This window comes from Bradyrhizobium sp. CCBAU 53351, assembly GCF_015291745.1.
Taxonomy (GTDB): domain Bacteria; phylum Pseudomonadota; class Alphaproteobacteria; order Rhizobiales; family Xanthobacteraceae; genus Bradyrhizobium.
This window is the reverse complement of the sequence record NZ_CP030059.1, coordinates 2,875,538-2,893,660: the sequence shown is the minus strand read 5'-3', so window position 1 is coordinate 2,893,660 and position 18,123 is coordinate 2,875,538. Positions and strand designations below refer to the sequence as shown.

The 18,123-nt window shown below is 64.2% G+C and carries 22 protein-coding genes; 10 read left to right on the top strand and 12 right to left on the bottom strand.

From position 1 onward, the window contains the following. Nucleotides 1-19 precede the first annotated feature (19 nt). Together XH83_RS13435 and XH83_RS13430 are read right to left on the bottom strand one after the other, a co-directional pair. A complete protein-coding gene (locus XH83_RS13435; RefSeq protein WP_194407452.1) occupies nucleotides 20-373 on the bottom strand; it encodes a diacylglycerol kinase in 354 nt (117 codons plus the stop codon). A 4-nt stretch (nucleotides 374-377) separates the two neighbouring features. Beyond that, nucleotides 378-1,766, bottom strand: a complete 1,389-nt coding sequence (locus XH83_RS13430) for a class II 3-deoxy-7-phosphoheptulonate synthase (protein ID WP_194407451.1) — start codon at nucleotides 1,764-1,766, stop codon at nucleotides 378-380. A 181-nt stretch (nucleotides 1,767-1,947) separates the two neighbouring features. Between XH83_RS13430 and XH83_RS13425 the strand changes: the two genes are divergently transcribed. Continuing rightward, nucleotides 1,948-2,844, top strand: a complete 897-nt coding sequence (locus XH83_RS13425; protein ID WP_194407450.1) for an alpha/beta fold hydrolase — start codon at nucleotides 1,948-1,950, stop codon at nucleotides 2,842-2,844. 7 nt (nucleotides 2,845-2,851) lie between these two features. On the opposite strand, the gene XH83_RS13420 is transcribed toward XH83_RS13425, so the two are convergent. The 6 genes from XH83_RS13420 to XH83_RS13395 all read right to left on the bottom strand — a co-directional run bounded on the left by XH83_RS13420 (nucleotide 2,852) and on the right by XH83_RS13395 (nucleotide 6,061). After that, nucleotides 2,852-3,115 carry a hypothetical protein gene (locus XH83_RS13420; RefSeq protein WP_194407449.1) on the bottom strand — a complete coding sequence of 88 codons (264 nt, stop codon included), beginning with the start codon at nucleotides 3,113-3,115 and terminating at the stop codon, nucleotides 2,852-2,854. A 205-nt stretch (nucleotides 3,116-3,320) separates the two neighbouring features. Beyond that, nucleotides 3,321-3,902 carry a TIGR00645 family protein gene (locus XH83_RS13415; RefSeq protein WP_194407448.1) on the bottom strand — a complete coding sequence of 194 codons (582 nt, stop codon included), beginning with the start codon at nucleotides 3,900-3,902 and terminating at the stop codon, nucleotides 3,321-3,323. 34 nt (nucleotides 3,903-3,936) lie between these two features. Continuing rightward, on the bottom strand, nucleotides 3,937-4,572 hold the full coding sequence (locus XH83_RS13410; RefSeq protein ID WP_194407447.1) for a TerC family protein: 636 nt from the start codon (nucleotides 4,570-4,572) through the stop codon (nucleotides 3,937-3,939). Then, nucleotides 4,569-4,931 carry a hypothetical protein gene (locus XH83_RS13405; protein WP_194407446.1) on the bottom strand — a complete coding sequence of 121 codons (363 nt, stop codon included), beginning with the start codon at nucleotides 4,929-4,931 and terminating at the stop codon, nucleotides 4,569-4,571. The genes XH83_RS13410 and XH83_RS13405 overlap by 4 nt, the downstream gene beginning before the upstream one ends. A gap of 2 nt (nucleotides 4,932-4,933) precedes the next feature. Beyond that, nucleotides 4,934-5,407 carry a TerB family tellurite resistance protein gene (locus XH83_RS13400; protein WP_194407445.1) on the bottom strand — a complete coding sequence of 158 codons (474 nt, stop codon included), beginning with the start codon at nucleotides 5,405-5,407 and terminating at the stop codon, nucleotides 4,934-4,936. Between the two features lie 267 nt (nucleotides 5,408-5,674). Continuing rightward, nucleotides 5,675-6,061, bottom strand: coding sequence for a nuclear transport factor 2 family protein (locus XH83_RS13395; RefSeq protein ID WP_194407444.1), 387 nt, complete (start codon nucleotides 6,059-6,061; stop codon nucleotides 5,675-5,677). Between the two features lie 135 nt (nucleotides 6,062-6,196). Here XH83_RS13395 and XH83_RS13390 point away from each other — a divergent pair, with 135 nt between their 5' ends. From XH83_RS13390 to XH83_RS13380, 3 genes are all read left to right on the top strand, one after another. Then, nucleotides 6,197-7,024, top strand: a complete 828-nt coding sequence (locus XH83_RS13390; protein WP_194407443.1) for a class II glutamine amidotransferase — start codon at nucleotides 6,197-6,199, stop codon at nucleotides 7,022-7,024. A gap of 17 nt (nucleotides 7,025-7,041) precedes the next feature. Continuing rightward, a complete protein-coding gene (locus XH83_RS13385) occupies nucleotides 7,042-8,271 on the top strand; it encodes a carboxylate-amine ligase (protein WP_194407442.1) in 1,230 nt (409 codons plus the stop codon). 62 nt (nucleotides 8,272-8,333) lie between these two features. Then, nucleotides 8,334-8,519 carry a hypothetical protein gene (locus XH83_RS13380; RefSeq protein ID WP_194407441.1) on the top strand — a complete coding sequence of 62 codons (186 nt, stop codon included), beginning with the start codon at nucleotides 8,334-8,336 and terminating at the stop codon, nucleotides 8,517-8,519. Between the two features lie 13 nt (nucleotides 8,520-8,532). Here XH83_RS13380 and XH83_RS13375 read toward each other — a convergent pair whose 3' ends face one another. Then, on the bottom strand, nucleotides 8,533-8,841 hold the full coding sequence (locus tag XH83_RS13375) for a hypothetical protein (protein WP_246776461.1): 309 nt from the start codon (nucleotides 8,839-8,841) through the stop codon (nucleotides 8,533-8,535). A 372-nt stretch (nucleotides 8,842-9,213) separates the two neighbouring features. Between XH83_RS13375 and XH83_RS13370 the strand changes: the two genes are divergently transcribed. Continuing rightward, nucleotides 9,214-10,353, top strand: a complete 1,140-nt coding sequence (locus XH83_RS13370) for a hypothetical protein (protein WP_194407440.1) — start codon at nucleotides 9,214-9,216, stop codon at nucleotides 10,351-10,353. Between the two features lie 9 nt (nucleotides 10,354-10,362). Here the strand turns inward: XH83_RS13370 and gor are convergent, their stop codons facing one another. From gor to rpiA, 3 genes are read right to left on the bottom strand one after another with little or no spacing between them, the layout of a single operon-like run. Further along, nucleotides 10,363-11,751 (bottom strand): glutathione-disulfide reductase, encoded by a 1,389-nt coding sequence (gene gor / locus XH83_RS13365; RefSeq protein ID WP_194407439.1) that lies wholly within the window; start codon nucleotides 11,749-11,751, stop codon nucleotides 10,363-10,365. Between the two features lie 46 nt (nucleotides 11,752-11,797). Next, nucleotides 11,798-12,343 carry a DUF2059 domain-containing protein gene (locus tag XH83_RS13360; protein ID WP_194407438.1) on the bottom strand — a complete coding sequence of 182 codons (546 nt, stop codon included), beginning with the start codon at nucleotides 12,341-12,343 and terminating at the stop codon, nucleotides 11,798-11,800. Beyond that, a complete protein-coding gene (gene rpiA, locus XH83_RS13355) occupies nucleotides 12,340-13,059 on the bottom strand; it encodes a ribose-5-phosphate isomerase RpiA (protein WP_194407437.1) in 720 nt (239 codons plus the stop codon). Before rpiA ends, XH83_RS13360 begins: the two co-directional genes overlap by 4 nt. A gap of 171 nt (nucleotides 13,060-13,230) precedes the next feature. Here rpiA and XH83_RS13350 point away from each other — a divergent pair, with 171 nt between their 5' ends. From XH83_RS13350 to XH83_RS13330, 5 genes are all read left to right on the top strand, one after another. Next, on the top strand, nucleotides 13,231-13,902 hold the full coding sequence (locus XH83_RS13350) for an HAD family hydrolase (protein WP_194407436.1): 672 nt from the start codon (nucleotides 13,231-13,233) through the stop codon (nucleotides 13,900-13,902). A 156-nt stretch (nucleotides 13,903-14,058) separates the two neighbouring features. Continuing rightward, nucleotides 14,059-14,553, top strand: a complete 495-nt coding sequence (locus tag XH83_RS13345; protein ID WP_194407435.1) for a hypothetical protein — start codon at nucleotides 14,059-14,061, stop codon at nucleotides 14,551-14,553. A gap of 108 nt (nucleotides 14,554-14,661) precedes the next feature. Next, entirely contained in the window at nucleotides 14,662-15,681 is a 1,020-nt protein-coding gene (gene moaA, locus XH83_RS13340) for a GTP 3',8-cyclase MoaA (protein WP_194407434.1), read from the top strand. A 171-nt stretch (nucleotides 15,682-15,852) separates the two neighbouring features. Then, the gene (locus XH83_RS13335) at nucleotides 15,853-16,434 is read left to right on the top strand and encodes a TRAP transporter small permease subunit (RefSeq protein ID WP_194407433.1); all 582 of its coding nucleotides are present in this window, start codon (nucleotides 15,853-15,855) and stop codon (nucleotides 16,432-16,434) included. A 26-nt stretch (nucleotides 16,435-16,460) separates the two neighbouring features. Next, nucleotides 16,461-18,116 (top strand): TRAP transporter large permease subunit, encoded by a 1,656-nt coding sequence (locus tag XH83_RS13330; protein ID WP_194407432.1) that lies wholly within the window; start codon nucleotides 16,461-16,463, stop codon nucleotides 18,114-18,116. Nucleotides 18,117-18,123: the final 7 nt, after the last annotated feature.

Sequence of the window (18,123 nt, the reverse complement as noted above, 5' to 3'; positions counted from 1 at the left end):
CGCCCTTATTCGATCCGCGTTAGACGAAACCCAACCGCTCGACGACGGCGAAGATCCAGAACGCGCCGGCCATCAGCAGCGCGACGCCAACCGCGGCCGAGCCCATGTCCTTGACCCGGCCGATCTGCTTGTCGTGGTCCATGGTCAGGCGGTCGGCGAGCTTTTCGATCGCGGTGTTGAGCAGCTCGACGACCAGCACGAAGGCAACGGCACAGACCAGCTCGACGGCCCGCATCGCGGTCGCGCCGATCAACCAGGCGAGCGGCACCGACAGCAGGAGCGCAAAGATCTCCTCGCGAACGGCCTGCTCCGATCCAATCGCAAAGGCCAGACCGTTACGGGAATTGATCGTGGCCTTCCAGATCCGCAACAAGGTTTTAGAGCCCCGCTGCGACCGGCATCGGCTGAGCCTTGCCGGCGCGCTCCTGCTTGAGGAGCTCTGCGACCAGGAAGGCCATGTCGATGGATTGCTCGGCGTTGAGGCGGGGATCGCAGACCGTGTGATAGCGGTCGTTGAGGTCCTCGTCCGTGATCGCGCGGGCGCCGCCGAGGCACTCGGTGACGTCCTGGCCCGTCATCTCCAGATGCACGCCGCCGGCATGGGTGCCTTCGGCGGCATGGATCGCGAAGAACGACTTCACCTCGGACAGGATGCGGTCGAACGGGCGCGTCTTGTAGCCCGACGTCGAGGTGATCGTGTTGCCGTGCATGGGATCGCAGGACCAGACCACTACCTTGCCCTCGCGCTTCACGGCGCGGATCATGTTCGGCAGGTGCTCGCCGACCTTGTCCGAGCCGAAGCGGCCGATCAGCGTCAGCCGGCCCGGCTCGTTGTCGGGGTTGAGCACGTCGATCAGCTTCAGGAGCTCGTCAGGCTTCAGCGACGGGCCGCATTTCAGCCCGATCGGATTCTTGATACCGCGGAAATATTCGATATGGCCGTGATCGAGCTGGCGGGTGCGATCGCCGATCCAGATCATGTGGCCCGAGGTCGCGTACCAGTCGCCGGTGGTGGAATCGACGCGGGTCATGGCCTGCTCGTAGCCGAGCAGCAGGGCCTCGTGGCTGGTGTAGAAATCGGTGGCGCGCAGCTCGGGATGAGCCTCGAGATCGAGGCCGCAGGCGCGCATGAAATTCAGCGCGTCCGAGATGCGGTCGGCCAGTTCCTTGTAGCGGCGCGACTGCGGGCTATCCTTGAGGAAGCCGAGCATCCATTGATGCACGCTGCCGAGATTGGCATAGCCGCCGGTCGCGAACGCGCGGAGCAGGTTCAGCGTCGCGGCCGACTGGCGATAGGCCATCAGCTGGCGCTGCGGATCGGGAACGCGCGCTTCCTTGGTGAAGGCGATGTCGTTGACGATGTCGCCGCGATAGCTCGGCAGCTCGACGCCATCAATCTTCTCGGTCGGCGATGACCGCGGCTTGGCGAACTGGCCGGCGACGCGGCCGACCTTTACCACAGGCACCGCGCCGGCATAGGTCAGCACGACCGCCATCTGGAGCAGCACGCGGAAGAAATCGCGGATGTTGTTGGCTCCGTGCTCGGCAAAGCTCTCGGCGCAGTCGCCGCCCTGCAGCAGGAAGGCCTCACCGGCCGCGACCCGGCCCAAGGCCTTCTTCAGATTGCGCGCCTCGCCCGCGAACACCAGCGGCGGAAAGGTCGCAAGCTGCGCCTCGACGTCGGCCAGGGCCTTGGCGTCGGGATAGTCGGGCACCTGTAGCACCGGCTTGCTGCGCCAGGACTCGGGCGTCCACCGCTCGGACATCACAATCTCTCCGTGAAGCAAAAAAGTGCAACCTGATCTAGGGGTTGCGAGGGCCGCCTTATACACAGGCTGGCTCCGCCCCGCCAGTTGTAAATCCGTTTCGCATGGCAAACCCTTGCAGGGAAAGCCAAATTCGCATTTGCTGGGTGGGCGAGGAAACTGGCAGGATAACCTTGCACCCATGGACGTGGCACTGGACGACGTTTTCATCGACGAGATCAGCTTCCCGGCGACCGACGGGTATGGGCTGACCGGCACCCTGTTCCTGCCGCGGGGCGCCAAGCGCCATGCCGTACTGATCAACTCAGCGACCGCCGTCCCGCGCAAGATCTATCGCGGCTTTGCGTCCTACCTCGCCCATCGCGGCTGCGCGGTGCTGACTTACGACTACCGCGGCATCGGCGATTCCCGCCTGCCGGCGATGGTCGGCTACAACCAGCCGAAATCGCTGGTCGGCTTCAAGGCCTCGATGTCGGACTGGGCCGCGCTCGACGTCACCGCCGCGGTGCGCTGGATGCGCGAGCGCTACAACACGCTGCCGCTCGCCTATATCGGTCATTCCTTCGGCGGCCAGGCGCTCGGGCTGATCGCGAACAACACCGACATCTCACGCGCGGCGTTCGTGGCCTCGCAGGCCGCGACCTGGCGGCTGATGACCTCGCCGGAAAAATACCGCGTCTTCGCCTTCATGAATTTTGTCGGTGTGCCCCTCACCTACGCGCTCGGTTATGCGCCGGGCTGGGCCGGCGTCGGCGAGGATCTGCCCAAGGGCGTCTTCCTGCAATGGGCCGAGTGGGTTTCGAGCCCGCGCTATCTCTTCGATTCCAAGCTGCCGGCGCTGGACAACTTTGCAAAGTTCAAGGGCGAGCTGCGCGCGCTGTGCTTCTCCGACGATCCCTGGGCGACGCGGCCGGCGGTCGAGCTGCTCGCGAGCGGATTCACTGCGATCAAGCCGGAGGTGCTGACGGTGACGCCGTCCGATGTCGGCGCCAAGGGAATAGGCCATTTCGGCTTCTTCCGCCCCGATCACCGCGACACGCTGTGGCGCGGGTTGGCGGAATGGGTCCAGGGCGAGTGAGGCCGCGTCAGCGAATGATGGTCGTCAGCGACGAGTAGCGCCGGGTCGGCTTGGCCTCGCCTGCCGAGAATAGAGCGAACGCTTCGCTGACGCGGACCGCCGGCGGCGTGTCTGTCGCAAACCGAAATTCCTTCGGTCGCGGCGCGTAGAAGCTCGCGCGGTAATAATTGTCGTCGAAGCGCACCTCGCCGACTCCGAACAATGCGTCGCAGACGAGCAGGAGTGCGTAGACTCCCGCAACCGCTGCGACGATCTCCCTGAGAATTGACATGCCGATAGCCCTGCCCTTTTCCGAGCAGGATGCAGATCGGTTCCAAAGACCTGGTTTAAGGCACCACGCTTCTTGTCCGCACGGTTTGCCGCCGCTGAGCGGATTGCAGACAATTTTATCTATCTCGAAAAGGAGCCCGCCGGATCTGAGGATCAGGCGGGCTCAGGATTGGCCGCTCGGGAGGTAATTGAGACGGCCAGGTTGATCAGTCGTGGGCGGCCTTCTCGCGATGGGCGCTCTCGCTGAGACGGTCGACCCAGGCGATGCCGACCGCCGAGATGATGAAGGTCAGGTGGATCAGCACCTGCCACATCACGCCGGTCTCGGTGAAATTGCTGCGCGTGGTGCCGAGATTGCCGGCTTCGATGAAGGTCCTGAGCAACGAGATCGAGGAAATGCCGATGATCGCCATCGCAAGCTTGATCTTCAGCACACTGGCATTGACGTGACTGAGCCATTCGGGCTCGTCGGGATGGCCGGTCAGGTTCAGCCGGGAGACGAAAGTCTCGTAGCCGCCGACGATCACCATGATCAGGAGGTTCGAGATCATGACGACGTCGATCAGCCCGAGCACGACCAGCATGATCTGCTGCTCGCTGGCGTCGAACGAGTGCGCAACCAGATGCCAGAGCTCTTTCAGGAACAACAGCACATAGACGGCCTGCGCGACGATGAGACCGATATAGAGCGGGAATTGCAGCCAGCGCGAGCCGAAGATGAGCTGGGCGAACAGGCCGAGGCGCGGCGGCACGGCCTGCGCCGAAGGTGCTTTGGGTTCAGACGTCATTGATCACTCCGGAATGCCGACAGGAAGCCTCGCCTCAGAGACTCGCGATGACGGGGGCGAGCTCGAGCGAGCCCCGATAGATCATCTCGAAGGCGACGTAAATGATGATCGCGAGGCCGACATAGGCGACCCAGCGATGCTTCTGGAGCACGCGACCGAGCAGGTCGGCGGCGACGCCCATCATCGCGACCGACAGCAACAGGCCGAAGGCGAGGATGTAGGGATGCTCGCGCGCGGCGCCCGCCACCGCGAGCACGTTGTCGAGCGACATCGAGACGTCGGCGGCGACGATCTGCACCGCGGCCTGGCCGAAGGTCTTGCGCTGCGCCGGAGCGGCATCCGCGCCGCCGCCATGGCTGAACGCGAGTTGTCCCGTATGCGACTGCTCGCGCAGCTCGCGCCACATCTTCCAGCATACCCAGAGCAGCAGCACGCCGCCGGCAAGCAGCAGGCCGATGACTTGCAAAAGCTGGGTCGCGACGCCGGCAAATACGATGCGCAGCACCGTGGCGGCCGCAATGCCGACGATGATGGCGCGGCGGCGCTGCTCGGCCGGCAGGCCCGCCGCAGCGAGGCCGATGACGACGGCATTGTCGCCGGCGAGCACGAGGTCGATCAGGACGACTTGAAGGAGCGCGGTCAGCGCATCGGGCGTGATGAATTCAATCATGTCTGGTCATTTTTCGGTGCAGACGGCTCGAGCCAATGCGGCTTCTTCCGCTCGACCCAATCCAGGACCTTCGAACGTGAGGAGCGCAGCGCAGGCACGTCCTCGGCGAGCAGCGCGAGACCGAGGGGCAGCATCCAGACGCCGAGAATCGGCAGGAAGGACAGCACGCCGCCGACAATGAGCAACGCGCCGGAGGGGATTCTGACCCAACGGCTCGACGGTTTGAGCAGATAGGTGACCGTGTCACCCATGCGCGGCGGCAGGCGATCGACGAGCCTCTCAAAGCGCGGGTCACCGCCCGCCAATTCGCTGGCGGGGCCTGCGGCCTCGTTGGTACGCTCGTTCGATGCTGCGCTCATGCTTACTCCTTTGTGGCCATCTGCTGCTTGATGCGCCCCTCACTCGAGTTGACCGGCTTGGCGCGCGGCAGCGCCAGCGTCAGCAAGCGCAGCAATTTGATCGCCTGCACTTCGTGGGGATGGACGTCTTCGTCGGCGGCCGCGACTCGCTCCGAGAGTTCCATCAGATGTGACGACAACGGCATGTTCGAGACCGGCCGCAGCGTGTCGATCACGACATTGGCAAAATCCGGCTCCTCCAGTCGTTCGGCGAGTGCGTCGAACATCGCAAACAGCCGCTCGTCGTCGATATGCGGCGCCAGTCCGCGATCCCTGATGAACCGGATCACCTCGTCGCGCTCGACCGGCGAAACCTGCCGGTCGGCCACGGCGACGAGCGCGCCGGCAATCACCAGCGCGGCCGCAGCCTGCTCGTTCAGGCTGGACGGCTCCGCGATCTCGATCTCGACAGAATTTGAATGCTTGGCGTCAGTCATCGTTGCTCCCTTATCTTGCGAAATGACCGCACGGAGCTGCGATGGGGACGAATGGTCGGAAAGAACGTCCAAGGCCCGACGATCGGCCAATCCATCGCATTCGCGCGGGACAGGTCATCCGACATCACGAGGTTTGCCGACATCGTCGGCGTCCTCGCCAGAGGGGCCCGGATTCTTGTTCGTGCCAGAGATAAAGGTGGGCCTGCCGGAATCAAGGCGAGATGACTGCGACCAGCCGCCGCATCGGGTTCCGTGTGGCGGGTTTGGTCAAACGTTCGTGCGACGCTCGACTAGATGTGCCCGCGACGGCGCAGGCTCGAAGCGGTCGCCGAAATATTGCGTCTCGTGCGCCACCAAGCCGTCGCGAAATTCCATGATGCTCACGACATACGACGGCACCCCGTCATAGCTCAGCACGAATTCGCTCACCCAAAGATTGCCACCGCCAACGATCCGTCGAACGGTGAAGCGTTTCCGGTTCGGCTGTACGAACCGGCTCTCCTGAATGTTCCCGCGACCGCTGATGCGCTCGCCCGACTGCGGATAGTCGAGCACAGCATCGTCGCGATAGATGTCGTGCTCGGTATCGAAATCATTCGCGTCCGAAGCGTCCCAATGGCGCTGAAGCGCCGCCAATATGGCTTGATCGTCCATCTCGGTCTCCGATCTCGACACCTGCATCCTAACACCGAAGGCTTTCGGTCGGGATAACCGCTTCGCGCCGGGAACCACCGTGCCGGCACTCGGTTAGTGCAACTCACGACCTATCCGCCGCCGACAGGGACTTCCATGTGCCGCTGGATCGCATACCGGGGCGAGACAACGTCTTTCGAGCCCTATGTCACAGAACCCGAGCATTCGCTGATTGCGCAGAGCATCCGCTCGCTGCAATCCACCGCGGGCTCGAATGGCGACGGCTTTGGTCTCGGCTGGTACGGCGAGCATCAGGAACCCGGCCTGTATCGCGAGACGCGGCCGGCCTGGTCGGACGAAAATTTGCGCTACCTCTGCCGGCATCTGCGCTCGCATCTGTTCTTTGCCCATGTGCGTGCCGCCACCGGCACGGCGGTGACGCGGCAGAACTGCCATCCTTTCGCATGCGGCCACTGGATGTTCATGCACAACGGATTCGTCGGAAGCTGGAATCGGCTGCGGCGCAAGGTCGAGGCGCTGATTCCCGATGCCTATTATCCGTCGCGACTGGGCACGACCGATTCGGAAGCCGTCTTCCTGGCGATGATGGGCGCCGGTCTCGACAGCGATCCGCTTCAGGCGACGCGGCGCGTGTTGCAAGCCCTCGTCGGCCTCGTCAACGAAGGCCACTTGCGCGAACGGCTACGCTTCACCAGTGCGATCGCCAACGGCAAGGATCTCTACGCCTTCCGCGTCGCGGTCAACGACGCCGCGAACACACTCTATTTCCGCGAGGACGGCGGCCAGGTCATCGTCGTGTCCGAGCCGTTCGATAAGGAAGAGAACTGGACCGAAGTGCCGCCCAATCACGCGTTGATCGCGCGCGAGTCAGAAAACGTGAAAATTGTTCCCTTTGACGCGGCAATTTGCAGTAGCAGCGGGCGGGAACCCGTCCCAGCTAAAAGGATTAGTGCCGGCAGGTGACCTTTGCCGGGTGGGACATGACTTTTGCTTCAGACGTTCTGAAACTCCTTCGGCTGGATCCTTCTGACGACAAGCAGCATCTGGTGATTCGCTCGGCGGGTGGCGGCGGCAAGGCGGCCGAATACTCGTTCGGCATCGAGGAAGAATACTTCCTCGCCGATCGCCGCAGCTTCGAGGTCGCGATCGAAACGCCCAATGCGCTGTTCGAATCGGCGAACTGGTCGACCGGCGGCCAGGCCATGCGCGAGATGCTGCAATCCCAACTCGAGGTCGCCACCAACATTCACGTCGACGTCAACGACGCCCGCGAAGAGCTCCGCTTCCTGCGGCGCGAAGTCGCGAACGTCGCCGCGCAATATGGCTTCGTGATCATGGCCTGCGGCACGCATCCGACGGCGGTCTGGCGCATGTCGCAGCCGAGCCCGAAGCCGCGCTATGAGGAGATGATCGAGGATCTGCGCAGCATCGGCCATCGCAACATGATGTGCGGCATGCATGTGCACGTCCAGTTGCCGGATCCCGAGAAGCGCATGGCGGTGATGCGAGCGATGCTGCCGCATCTGCCGCTGTTCATCGCGCTGTCGGCCTCATCCCCGTTCTGGAATTCGCACAAGACCGGACTGAAGGGCTACCGGCTCGCCGCCTATTCCGAGCTGCCGCGCACCGGCCTGCCCGAGCTGTTCGAGACCAGGCGGGATTACGACGAATATGTCGGCGCCCTGCAGCGCTCCGGCGTGATACCCGACGAGAGCCACATCTGGTGGGCGATGCGTCCTTCGATGCGGCACCCGACGCTCGAGCTTCGTGCGCCCGACACCTGCACCCTCGTCGACGATGCCGTTGCCATCGCCTCGCTGTATCGCTGCCTGACGCGTCACCTCTATCTGCGGCCTCATTTGTCGAGGGAGGTCACGGTGGTCGAGCGCGCGATCGCGGTGGAGAACAAATGGCGCGCCCAGCGCTACGGAACCGATTGCATCTTCGCCTCCCGAGACGGACCGGTCACGATCTCGGAGATGCTGTCGCGAATCATCGACGACACCGCCGGGGACGCGGACGCATTGGGCTGTGCCGCCGAGATAGAGCATTGCCGCGTCATTGTGAACCGCGGCAGCTCGGCCGAATTCCAGCTTCGCGCCTATCGCGAGAACGGCGAGGACATCGCAGCCGTGTCACGATGGATCGCTACATCGACGGTCTCAGGGACGAGCGCGCCCATCGGACGCTCTACGCCGGCGCCGTCATAGCGCTCGCGCAAGCTTCGCGAACGAGAACGTCATTTCTGAATTTGTACGCCTTGGGGGAACGCATGACTGACATCGCCTGCTGCGCCGGTTGCGGCCACAGCCTGGTTCCGATCCTGTCAGAGAACGGCCGCGCGCGGCCAAGCTGTTTCTGGTGCGAGGGCGTCGACGCCCAGGCCATGGAGATGGCGAAGTGGGCGGACAGCCCGGCCGGCAAGCCGGATCGGGCCGCGCCTCGCGCTTTTGAGTGAGCATCCTGCCGCGTCAAACCCGCGCCACCACGCGCGGACGGAATACGGATTCGGCGGTGAGGGACAACGCCGCGACCGGCTTTCGCGTCGGCCGGCGCCGCGGGATGAAGAAATTGTTCACGAGGATGGGGTCGTGATCGCCGAGCGCGATCCGTTCCTTCGCGAGCAGGCCCATGACCTGGCGCATCTTGATGACCTCATGCGCCACGAAGCTGCAGTCCTCGTCGCGGTTGATCTGCTCGTGCATGATCGCCTCAGCTTCGCGCATGCTGACGCGGAGTGCTCTGATGGTCTTTCGAATCTCGCTGATGCGGTTGTCCATGGCTGCCTCCATCTCGGTCTCAGCATAAGAACAAAACATGAACAATCTGTCAATCGCCGCCCTGAGGGTCGCGATGTTATTGCCGATCGCAAGGCGGCATCGCGCCGATCTCCGGCAACACCGCTGCACGCGTCCTGATGAGGCTTGCTGACAAATTAGACAGGTCCCGCCGCGCCCCGAAAGCGGGCGCGGCTCGCACGGCATCGAACGATCAGAGCAGGTCATCGTCTAACGTCCCGTGCAACCACCGGATTTTATCCCGAACGGCACGCGCGCATCACGGCGTAGGCGCGCTCGCTGCTCCGCAAATCAACTGGCCCGGAATTCGCAATGACGTCGTCAGCGAAGCAACGGCGCGGAGCGGAGAACGTCATGAACGTGCATGCCGTGGTTGATCTCGAGACGACCGGCCTCACCCGTCCGAATGGCGCGCCGCTCCGCCTCAACATGCAGGACTTCGTCGCGATCGACCGGGACCGGAATGCGACGTTCGAGGCGACTTATCGCCCGCAAGCGCTCTACAATCGCGCCAATGAAGGCTTTCACGCCAACAACGAGACCTTCCTGCTGCACGAAGTCGCGACCAACCTGCCGATCTACCGTCCCGACACCGGCCCCACCGACTTTCATCTGCATCTTCCACCCGGCGGCTTTCAGCTCGTGCTGGTCACCTCGGGCGCTTTCACCTTCGATTATGACGGGCGCTTCTACAATGTCGGCCCTGGCGCGGTGATGCTGCAAAGCGCGATCGTGCATCGCCAGCTGTTCTACACCTGGTCGGGCTTGCCAACCGAACAGAATTTGAGGACGCCCCAGACGGTCGTGCCCGACCCGATCTCGATGGGCTATTCCGGCAAATTCCTCGAAGCCTTCATCACCGATCCCACCACCTTTCCGAATCCGACCATCGTCGGTCCCGACCAGATCGACGAGGCCGAGACACCGCGCGTGGCTTGGAGCCACAAGCTGCACAACCGACCGGCCGATGCCGGCTTCTGGCTGCAGGATCCCCTGGCGCTGGATGCGCTGTTCAAGCCGCTCGCGGACGGCGCGATCAAATCGGCGCTGCCGGTTTACTTGCGCGATATCGGCATCGAGGTGCCGAGCGGTCATCTCGTCACCGGCCACATCATCGCAACCGACCCGCGCGGCCAGTCGCTGCTGCCGAAGAGCACGTCGGCCGCCGCGGACGCCGCCTCGCTCGCCAAGGGCGAGGTCGTTATCTATCGCCTCATTCGCGGCACGGCGGAATTCAGGAAGACGTCTGGCGAGAGCTTTGAACTCTCAGCCGGGGATGTCGTGACGGCGGGCAAGGCTTCGATCAGCCTTGTCGGCGTCGGCGAGAACACGCAGGTACTCCGGCTCGGCCTGCTCAAGGGCATGAACGAGCTGCGCAGCTGGACGCCGACGCAGCGCGACGAGATCGACGGCCTCGCCGGCCGGATCATCACGCAAAGGGACGTTCGCCCGCTGCGTACGGAGGGCAAGCCGGTCGGATATCTCTACGGCTGAGCGCCGGAGTTACTCCGCCGCCTGCCGCACGTGGCGCGCGCTCGGCGTGCGCATGGTAACGAGCTCCTCGGCCGCGGTCGGATGCAGTGCGATCGTCGCGTCGAAATCGGCCTTGGTCGCCTTCATCTTCACCGCGATCGCGACGGCCTGCGTGATCTCGGCTGCGGCATCGCCGACGATGTGGCAGCCGAGCACGCGATCGGTCGCACCGTCGACCACGAGCTTCATCAGCACGCGGGTGTCGCGGCCGGACATCGTCGCCTTGATCGGGCGGAACGTCGTCTTGTAGATGTCGACGTGACTGAATTGCGCGCGCGCCTCGGTCTCCGTCAGGCCGACAGTGCCGACTTCCGGCTGCGAGAACACCGCGGTCGGGATGTTGGCGTGGTCCACCTGCACCTCGCGCTTGCCGAACACGGTGTCGGCGAAGGCATGGCCCTCGCGGATCGCGACGGGAGTCAGGTTGAAGCGATGGGTGACATCGCCGATCGCGTAGATGCTGTCGACCGAGCTCTTCGAGAAATGGTCGACCGCGATGCCGCCATTCGCAGGATTGATGGCGACGCCGGCCTTCTCCAGGCCGAGATTGGCCACCGCCGGATGGCGGCCGATCGCGAACATCACCTGGTCGGAAGCAAGGCTCGATCCGTTCGACAGATGCGTGGTGAACTCCTCGCCGTGGCGATCGACCTTGGCGACCGTGCAGCCGGTGAGGATGGTGATGCCCTGCTTCTCCATTTCGCTCCGGACATGGGCGCGAACGTCCTCGTCGAAGCCGCGCAGGATGTTGTCGCCGCGATAGATCACGGTGACGTCGGAGCCGAAGCCGGCGAAGATGCCGGCGAATTCCAGCGCGATATAGCCGCCGCCCTGGATCACGATCCGCTTCGGCAGCTTCTTGAGATGAAACGCCTCGTTGGAGGAGATCACGTGCTCGATGCCGGGAATGGCGGCGCCGTGGTTGGGCGCGCCGCCGGTGGCGATCAGGATGTATCTTGCGGTGATCTTGCGGTCGTTCTCGAGCAGGCGGACGGTGTGCTTGTCCTCGATCACCGCGCGGCTCTTGACGATCTGCGCGCCCGACTTCTCGACATTGGCGGTGTAGGCCGCCTCCAGCCGCGCGATCTCCTTGTCCTTGTTGGCGATCAGCGTCGCCCAGTCGAAGGTGGCGGGCGGAACGGTCCAGCCGAAGCCCGCGGCGTCCTCGAGCTCGTGACGGAAATGCGAGCCGATCACGAACAGCTTCTTCGGCACGCAGCCGCGGATCACGCAAGTCCCGCCCATGCGGTACTCTTCCGCGATCATCACGCGCGCGCCGTAACCGGCCGCGATGCGGGCGGCACGCACGCCGCCCGAACCGCCACCGATGACGAAGAGGTCGACGTCGAATTCAGCCATTGTCCACTCCGACCTCTTTCAGCAATCACCCTTCAGATAGGTGCGCTCAGATCTCCTTGCCACGCTTGCGCATCTCGGCGCGGAAGGCGCCCATCACGGTCTCGGAGAAGTTCTGGGCCCAGGAGTTCATGAAGGCCATGCTGAGCCCGATGGCGCGCGGTTCGGCGTCGATCAGCTTCTTGCCGAGCGGCGACTTGTAGAAGGTGACGAGGTCCTTCAGCTCCTGCTCGGTGAACTCGCTGGCATAGATCTGCGCCATGCCCTCGCCGATCTCGTTCTGGCGGCCCTGGAGCTGCTGCGCCACGATCGGAGCGACCTCGTTGAGGTCCTTCTGATAATTCAGATTCTGCTGGGTCAGCGCGATCTTGGTCTTCTCGACGAGGCCGGGTACGGCGCCGGCATACATCGCATTGGCGTTCTTGATCTGCAAAATCTCCTTGGCCGCAGCGATCGCCGCGGGCGAGGCCTTCGGCTGGGCAGGTGCGGCGCCAGCCTTCGGCTGGGCGGGCTGCTGCGCCACGGCCGGGGCGGCCGTAAGGGCCAATCCCACGACGAGCGTCGCGGCCGGCAAGAATTTCAAAACGCTCTTCATTCCTGGTCTCCTTTCGGCTTGCGCCGTTCAATCACGCGAATTCCCTCGCCACCCGCCAGAACGGCAGAGCTGGCCAAGCCGATGAACAATCCATGCTCGACCACGCCGGGGATCGTGCTCAACGCCCTGGCGAGGCCGGGTGGATCCACAATACGTCCGAGCTGGGCATCGACGATCCAGTGGCCGCCGTCGGTGACGAAAACGTGGCCGTCCTTGCCCTTGCGGACCGCCATTTGCCCGGAAACGCCGCATTGCGCAAATGCCTTCTCGATCGCCCGCCGCGTCGCGCCGAGGCCGAAGGGGATGACTTCGACCGGCAGCGGAAATTTGCCGAGCGTCGGCACCCATTTGGTGTCATCGGCAATCACGATCATACGATCCGAAGCGGCCGCCACGATCTTCTCGCGCAGCAGCGCGCCGCCGCCGCCCTTGATCAGGTTGAGCTCAGCATCGATCTCGTCGGCGCCGTCGACCGTGATGTCGAGATGGTCGATCTCGTCGAGCGTGGTCAGCGGCACGCCGCAGCGCGTCGCGTCGAGGCGCGTCGCCTCGGAGGTCGGCACGCCGATCACTTTCAGCCCGGCGGCGACGCGCTCGCCGAGCAACTCGACGAAATGCTTGGCGGTCGAGCCGGTGCCGAGCCCGAGCTGCATGCCGTCCCGCACCTCTTCGAGCGCGCGGGCAGCAGCCTGTCGCTTCAACTGGTCCATGTTCACGTCTGGGCCCGCCTTCTGAAATCCGGGAGATCTGCCGCCGATCGTGGCCGCTTTCGGCGGCCTATGTAGCCTCGTTTTCCCCCGGAGAACAGGGTCTGGGAACAGGCCTATAAGGTGATCTTATGGGCCCGCCCCTTGCGCGGACACGGGGGGGCCGGTAGCGCTGGGGTCATGACCCCTCACACCATCGTCTTCGATCTCGACGGCACGCTTGTGGATACGGCGCCCGACCTGATCACCGCGCTGAACCACGTGCTCGACCGCGAAGGCCTGCCGCCGGTGCCGATGGCCTCGGCGCGCAACATGATCGGCGCCGGCGCCCGCAAGCTGATCGAGCGGGGGCTGGAAGCGGAGGGCCGCAGCGTCACCCCCGCCGACATGGACCGGATGACCGCGGATTTCATCGCCTATTACGCCGACCATATCGCGGTCGAATCCCGCCCCTTCGAGGGGCTCGAGGCCGCGCTCGATCATTTTGCGGCCCAGGGCCATCGCCTCGCGGTCTGCACCAACAAGCTGGAATGGCTGTCGAAGCGGCTGCTGGACCAGCTCGACCTCAGCCGCCGCTTTGCCGCGATCTGCGGCGCGGACACCTTTGGCGTCCAGAAGCCCGACCCGACCATCTTCCGGGAAACGGTGGCGCGCGCCGGCGGCGCGGTCAAAGCCAGCCTCATGGTCGGCGATGCCGGAACCGATGTCGGGGTAGCCCGCCGGGCCGGAGTGCCGGTCATCGGGGTCAGCTTCGGCTATACGGACGTGCCGATCGCCGAGCTGAAGCCGGACCGGCTGATCCATCACATGCGCGACCTGCCGGAAGCAGCCAGCAGCCTGATGACCGCCTAGCGCCGTCAAGCTACTGAAATCACATTGCTATTCTGCGAGGCTCGGCATTAACCATTCATCAACCATGCGCCGCCCGCCGGTTGCCTGCCCCAAACGACGCTCCTAAGGTCCGCGCGGGGTTGTGTGGCGGTTTGTCGCAGTTGAAGTGGATGGGTCATGCGTCGTGTCATCGCGGTTGCGTTAGCGGGAGCCGGTCTGTTGGGAGCGGCGGGTCTTGGCGGCTGCTCTTCGATGTCCTGGGACATGTTCAAATCGGCGCCGCCGGCCGTCCAGGTCCGGCTCGAATCCAACCCCCCGGGTGCGGACGCCACGACCTCGCTCGGTCCGGGCTGCAAGACGCCTTGCTCCGTCTCGGTTCCCGCGCCCGACGCCCCCTTCACGGTGGCTTTCGCGCTCCCAAAGTACCAACCGGCAAGCGTGCCGGTGAACGTGATCAGGAATCCCGGGGATTTCACCACGCCTGCCTCGGTGACGACGGACCCGAATCCGGTCTTTGCGGAACTCCAGCCGGCCACCCCGCCCAAACCGGTTCGCAAGCCTCACCGGCCCAGGAAGCCCAAACCCGCCGCAGCGGCGCCGACTGCAGCACCCGCCGAAGCGGCTCCGGCCGCCGCCTCGCCGTTCCCCGATCCGAACGCCGGCAGGCGCTAACCTACGTATACCACCCGATTGTCCTCGTCGCGTCCGATGCTTAGATTGCATCCTGAGCACCGCTGAAGCAAAGGTGCACCCGTCGCCGTAAGTGACAAGGCCTTTTCAATGGACGGACCTGCCGCGCTGTCGACCCCGATGACCGATCCGTTCGGGCGGACCATCAGTTATTTGCGCGTGTCCGTCACCGACCGCTGCGACCTGCGCTGCTTCTATTGCATGTCCGAAGACATGACGTTCCTGCCCAAGGCGAACCTGCTGACGCTGGAGGAACTCGACCGGCTCTGCTCGGCCTTCATTGCCAAGGGCGTCAAGAAGCTGCGGCTCACCGGGGGCGAGCCGCTGGTCCGGCGCAACGTGATGACGCTGGTGCGCTCGCTATCGCGGCATCTTTCCAGCGGCGCCCTGAACGAGCTGACGCTGACCACCAACGGCACCCAGCTGGCGAAACACGCAAGCGAGCTCGCCGATTGCGGCGTCCGCCGTATCAACGTCTCGCTCGACACGCTCGATCCCAAGAAGTTTCGCGAGATCACCCGCTGGGGCGAGATCGACAAGGTGCTGGAGGGCATTGAGGCCGCGCGGGCCGCAGGCCTTGCCATCAAGATCAACGCGGTGGCGCTGAAGAACCTCAACGAGGACGAGCTTCCCGAGCTGATGCGCTGGGCCCACGGCAAGGGCATGGGCCTGACGCTGATCGAGGTGATGCCGATGGGCGAGATCGGCTCCGGCCGCATCGACCAGTATCTGCCGCTCTCGCTGGTGCGCGCACGCCTCGCCCAGCAATTCACGCTGACGGACCTCGCCGAGAGCACTGGAGGGCCGGCCCGCTATGTCAGCGTCGCCGAGACCGGCGGCAAGCTCGGCTTCATCACGCCGATGACGCACAATTTCTGCGAATCCTGCAACCGGGTTCGGATTACCTGCACGGGAACGCTGCACACCTGCCTCGGTCACGAGGATGCCTCGGATCTGCGCAAACCCTTGCGTGCATCTGACGACGACGTGCTGCTTGCGGATGCAATCGACCGCGCCATCGGCCTCAAGCCCAAGGGCCATGATTTCATCATCGACCGCCGCCACGACCGTCCCAGCGTCTCCAGGCACATGAGCGTCACCGGCGGCTGACACCGTCGGACTACGGCCTTATTCCCCTTAACTATCAACAAACTTCCGATTGACTGGCGGCACGCCCGCTGGTTTGGTGCGGCGGCTTCATGCCTGCGCGGCGAAATAAGCCACGCGCCAGTTCGGCGCAGTCAAGACGGCCGGGGCATACCATCGGGGGAGGACCTATCGTTGCAAGCGCTCCTAAAGCTGAGCCAGGGGATTGACGCGTTCACACGCTGGACGGGCAAACGCCTGGCGTGGCTGATCGTCGCCGCCGTCATCATCTCGGCGGTCAATGCGATCGTCCGCAAGACCTTCGACACATCCTCCAATTCGTGGCTCGAGCTGCAATGGGTGCTGTTCAGCATCGTATTCCTGTTGTGCTCGCCCTGGACGCTGCTCGACAACGAGCACATCCGCATCGACATCGTGAACAACGCGCTGCCGAAGACGCTCCGCAACGTCATCGACGTGATCGGTCACCTGTTCTTCCTCATTCCGCTCTGCATCGTGATGATCATCACCGGCGTGCCGTTCTTCCAGCGCTCGTTCCACATCAACGAGCAATCCGGCAATGCCGGCGGCCTGCCGCAATGGCCCGCCAAAGCCCTGATCATGATCGGGTTCGCCTTCCTGCTCGTTCAAGGCATCTCCGAGCTGATCAAGCGGATTGCGGTGATGCGCGGAATGATTCCGGACCCGCATGAATCCCAGGTGTCCGCGCTGGAAGCGGAAGTCGAGCATCTCGTCGAAGCGATCGAGAAGAAGTAGCCGTTGGCGACGGTGTAGGGGAAATCATGACCGCTTTTATTATCGCCAATATGGCGCCCATCATGTTCGCGTCGCTGGTCGTCGTGCTGCTGCTCGGCTATCCCGCGGCATTCTCGCTCGGCGCCGTTGGCCTGTTCTACGCCATCATCGGCGTCGAGCTTGGCCAATTCCACCCTGACTTCCTCCAGGCGCTGCCGGAGCGGGTCTACGGCGTGATGAACAACGACACGCTGCTGGCCATTCCCTTCTTCACCTTCATGGGACTGGTGCTGGAGCGGTCGGGCATGGCCGAAGACCTGCTCGACACCATCGGCCAATTGTTCGGTACCATCCGCGGCGGCCTTGCCTATGCCGTGATCTTCGTCGGCGCGCTGCTCGCGGCGACGACGGGCGTGGTCGCAGCGTCCGTGATCTCGATGGGTCTGATCTCGCTCCCGATCATGCTGCGCTACGGCTACGACCGCCGCGTGGCAGCCGGCGTCATCGCCGCGTCCGGTACGCTCGCGCAGATCATTCCGCCCTCGCTCGTCCTGATCGTGATGGCCGACCAGCTCGGCAAGTCCGTCGGCGACATGTACGAGGGCGCCTTCATTCCCGGCCTCGTGCTCGCCGGCCTCTACGCCTCCTACGCCTTCCTCGTCAGCATGATCTTCCCGAAGGCGACGCCGGGCCTGCCCAAGGAAGCCATCGGCTTCCGCGAGGACAATGGCGATCGCGGCCTGCTCTCGCTCGGCGTGCTGTTCCTGGCGAGCTGCGTGTTCGGCTGGTTCATGATGCGCAATTCGACCGTACATGGCGCCGATTACGTCGTGCTCAGCATGTTCTGCGGCATCATCTTCGCCTTCATCGTCGCCGTGGTGAACTGGGTCATCGACAAGCTCACCGGCTTCCGATTCCTCTCGAAGATGGCGCAGCAGACCACCTTCGTCATGGTGCCGCCGCTGTTCCTGATCTTCCTCGTGCTCGGCACGATCTTCATCGGCGTCGCCACCCCGACCGAAGGCGGCGCGATGGGGGCCGCCGGCGCCCTCATCCTCGGTGCCGCGAAGCGGCGGCTGAGCTGGGACCTGATCCGGCAGGCCACGGAATCGACCGCGAAGCTGTCGGCTTTCGTGGTGTTCATCCTGGTCGGCGCGCGCGTGTTCTCGCTCACCTTCTACGGCGTCAACGGCCACGTCTGGGTCGAACACCTCTTGACCTCGCTGCCCGGCGGCCAGGTCGGCTTCCTGATCTTCGTCAACGCCTTCGTGTTCGTGCTGGCCTTCTTCCTCGACTTCTTCGAGCTGGCCTTCATCGTGATTCCGTTGCTCGGACCTGCGGCCGAGCATCTCGGCATCGACCTGATCTGGTTCGGCGTCATCCTCGGCGTCAACATGCAGACCTCGTTCATGCATCCGCCGTTCGGCTTCGCCTTGTTCTATCTCCGCTCGGTCGCGCCGAAGGATCGCTACACCGATCGCGTCACCGGCAAGCGAATGGAGCCGGTCACCACGGGGCAGATCTATTGGGGTGCGGTGCCGTTCGTCGTCATCCAGATGATCATGGTCGGTCTGGTGATCGCGTTCCCGTCGATGGTCATGCATTACAAGGGCGTGCAGTCGAATATCGATCCCTCCACGATCAAGATCGAGGTGCCGCAGATCGAGCTGCCGCCGCTGGATCTCGGACCGCCGTCGAAGTAGTGGGAAC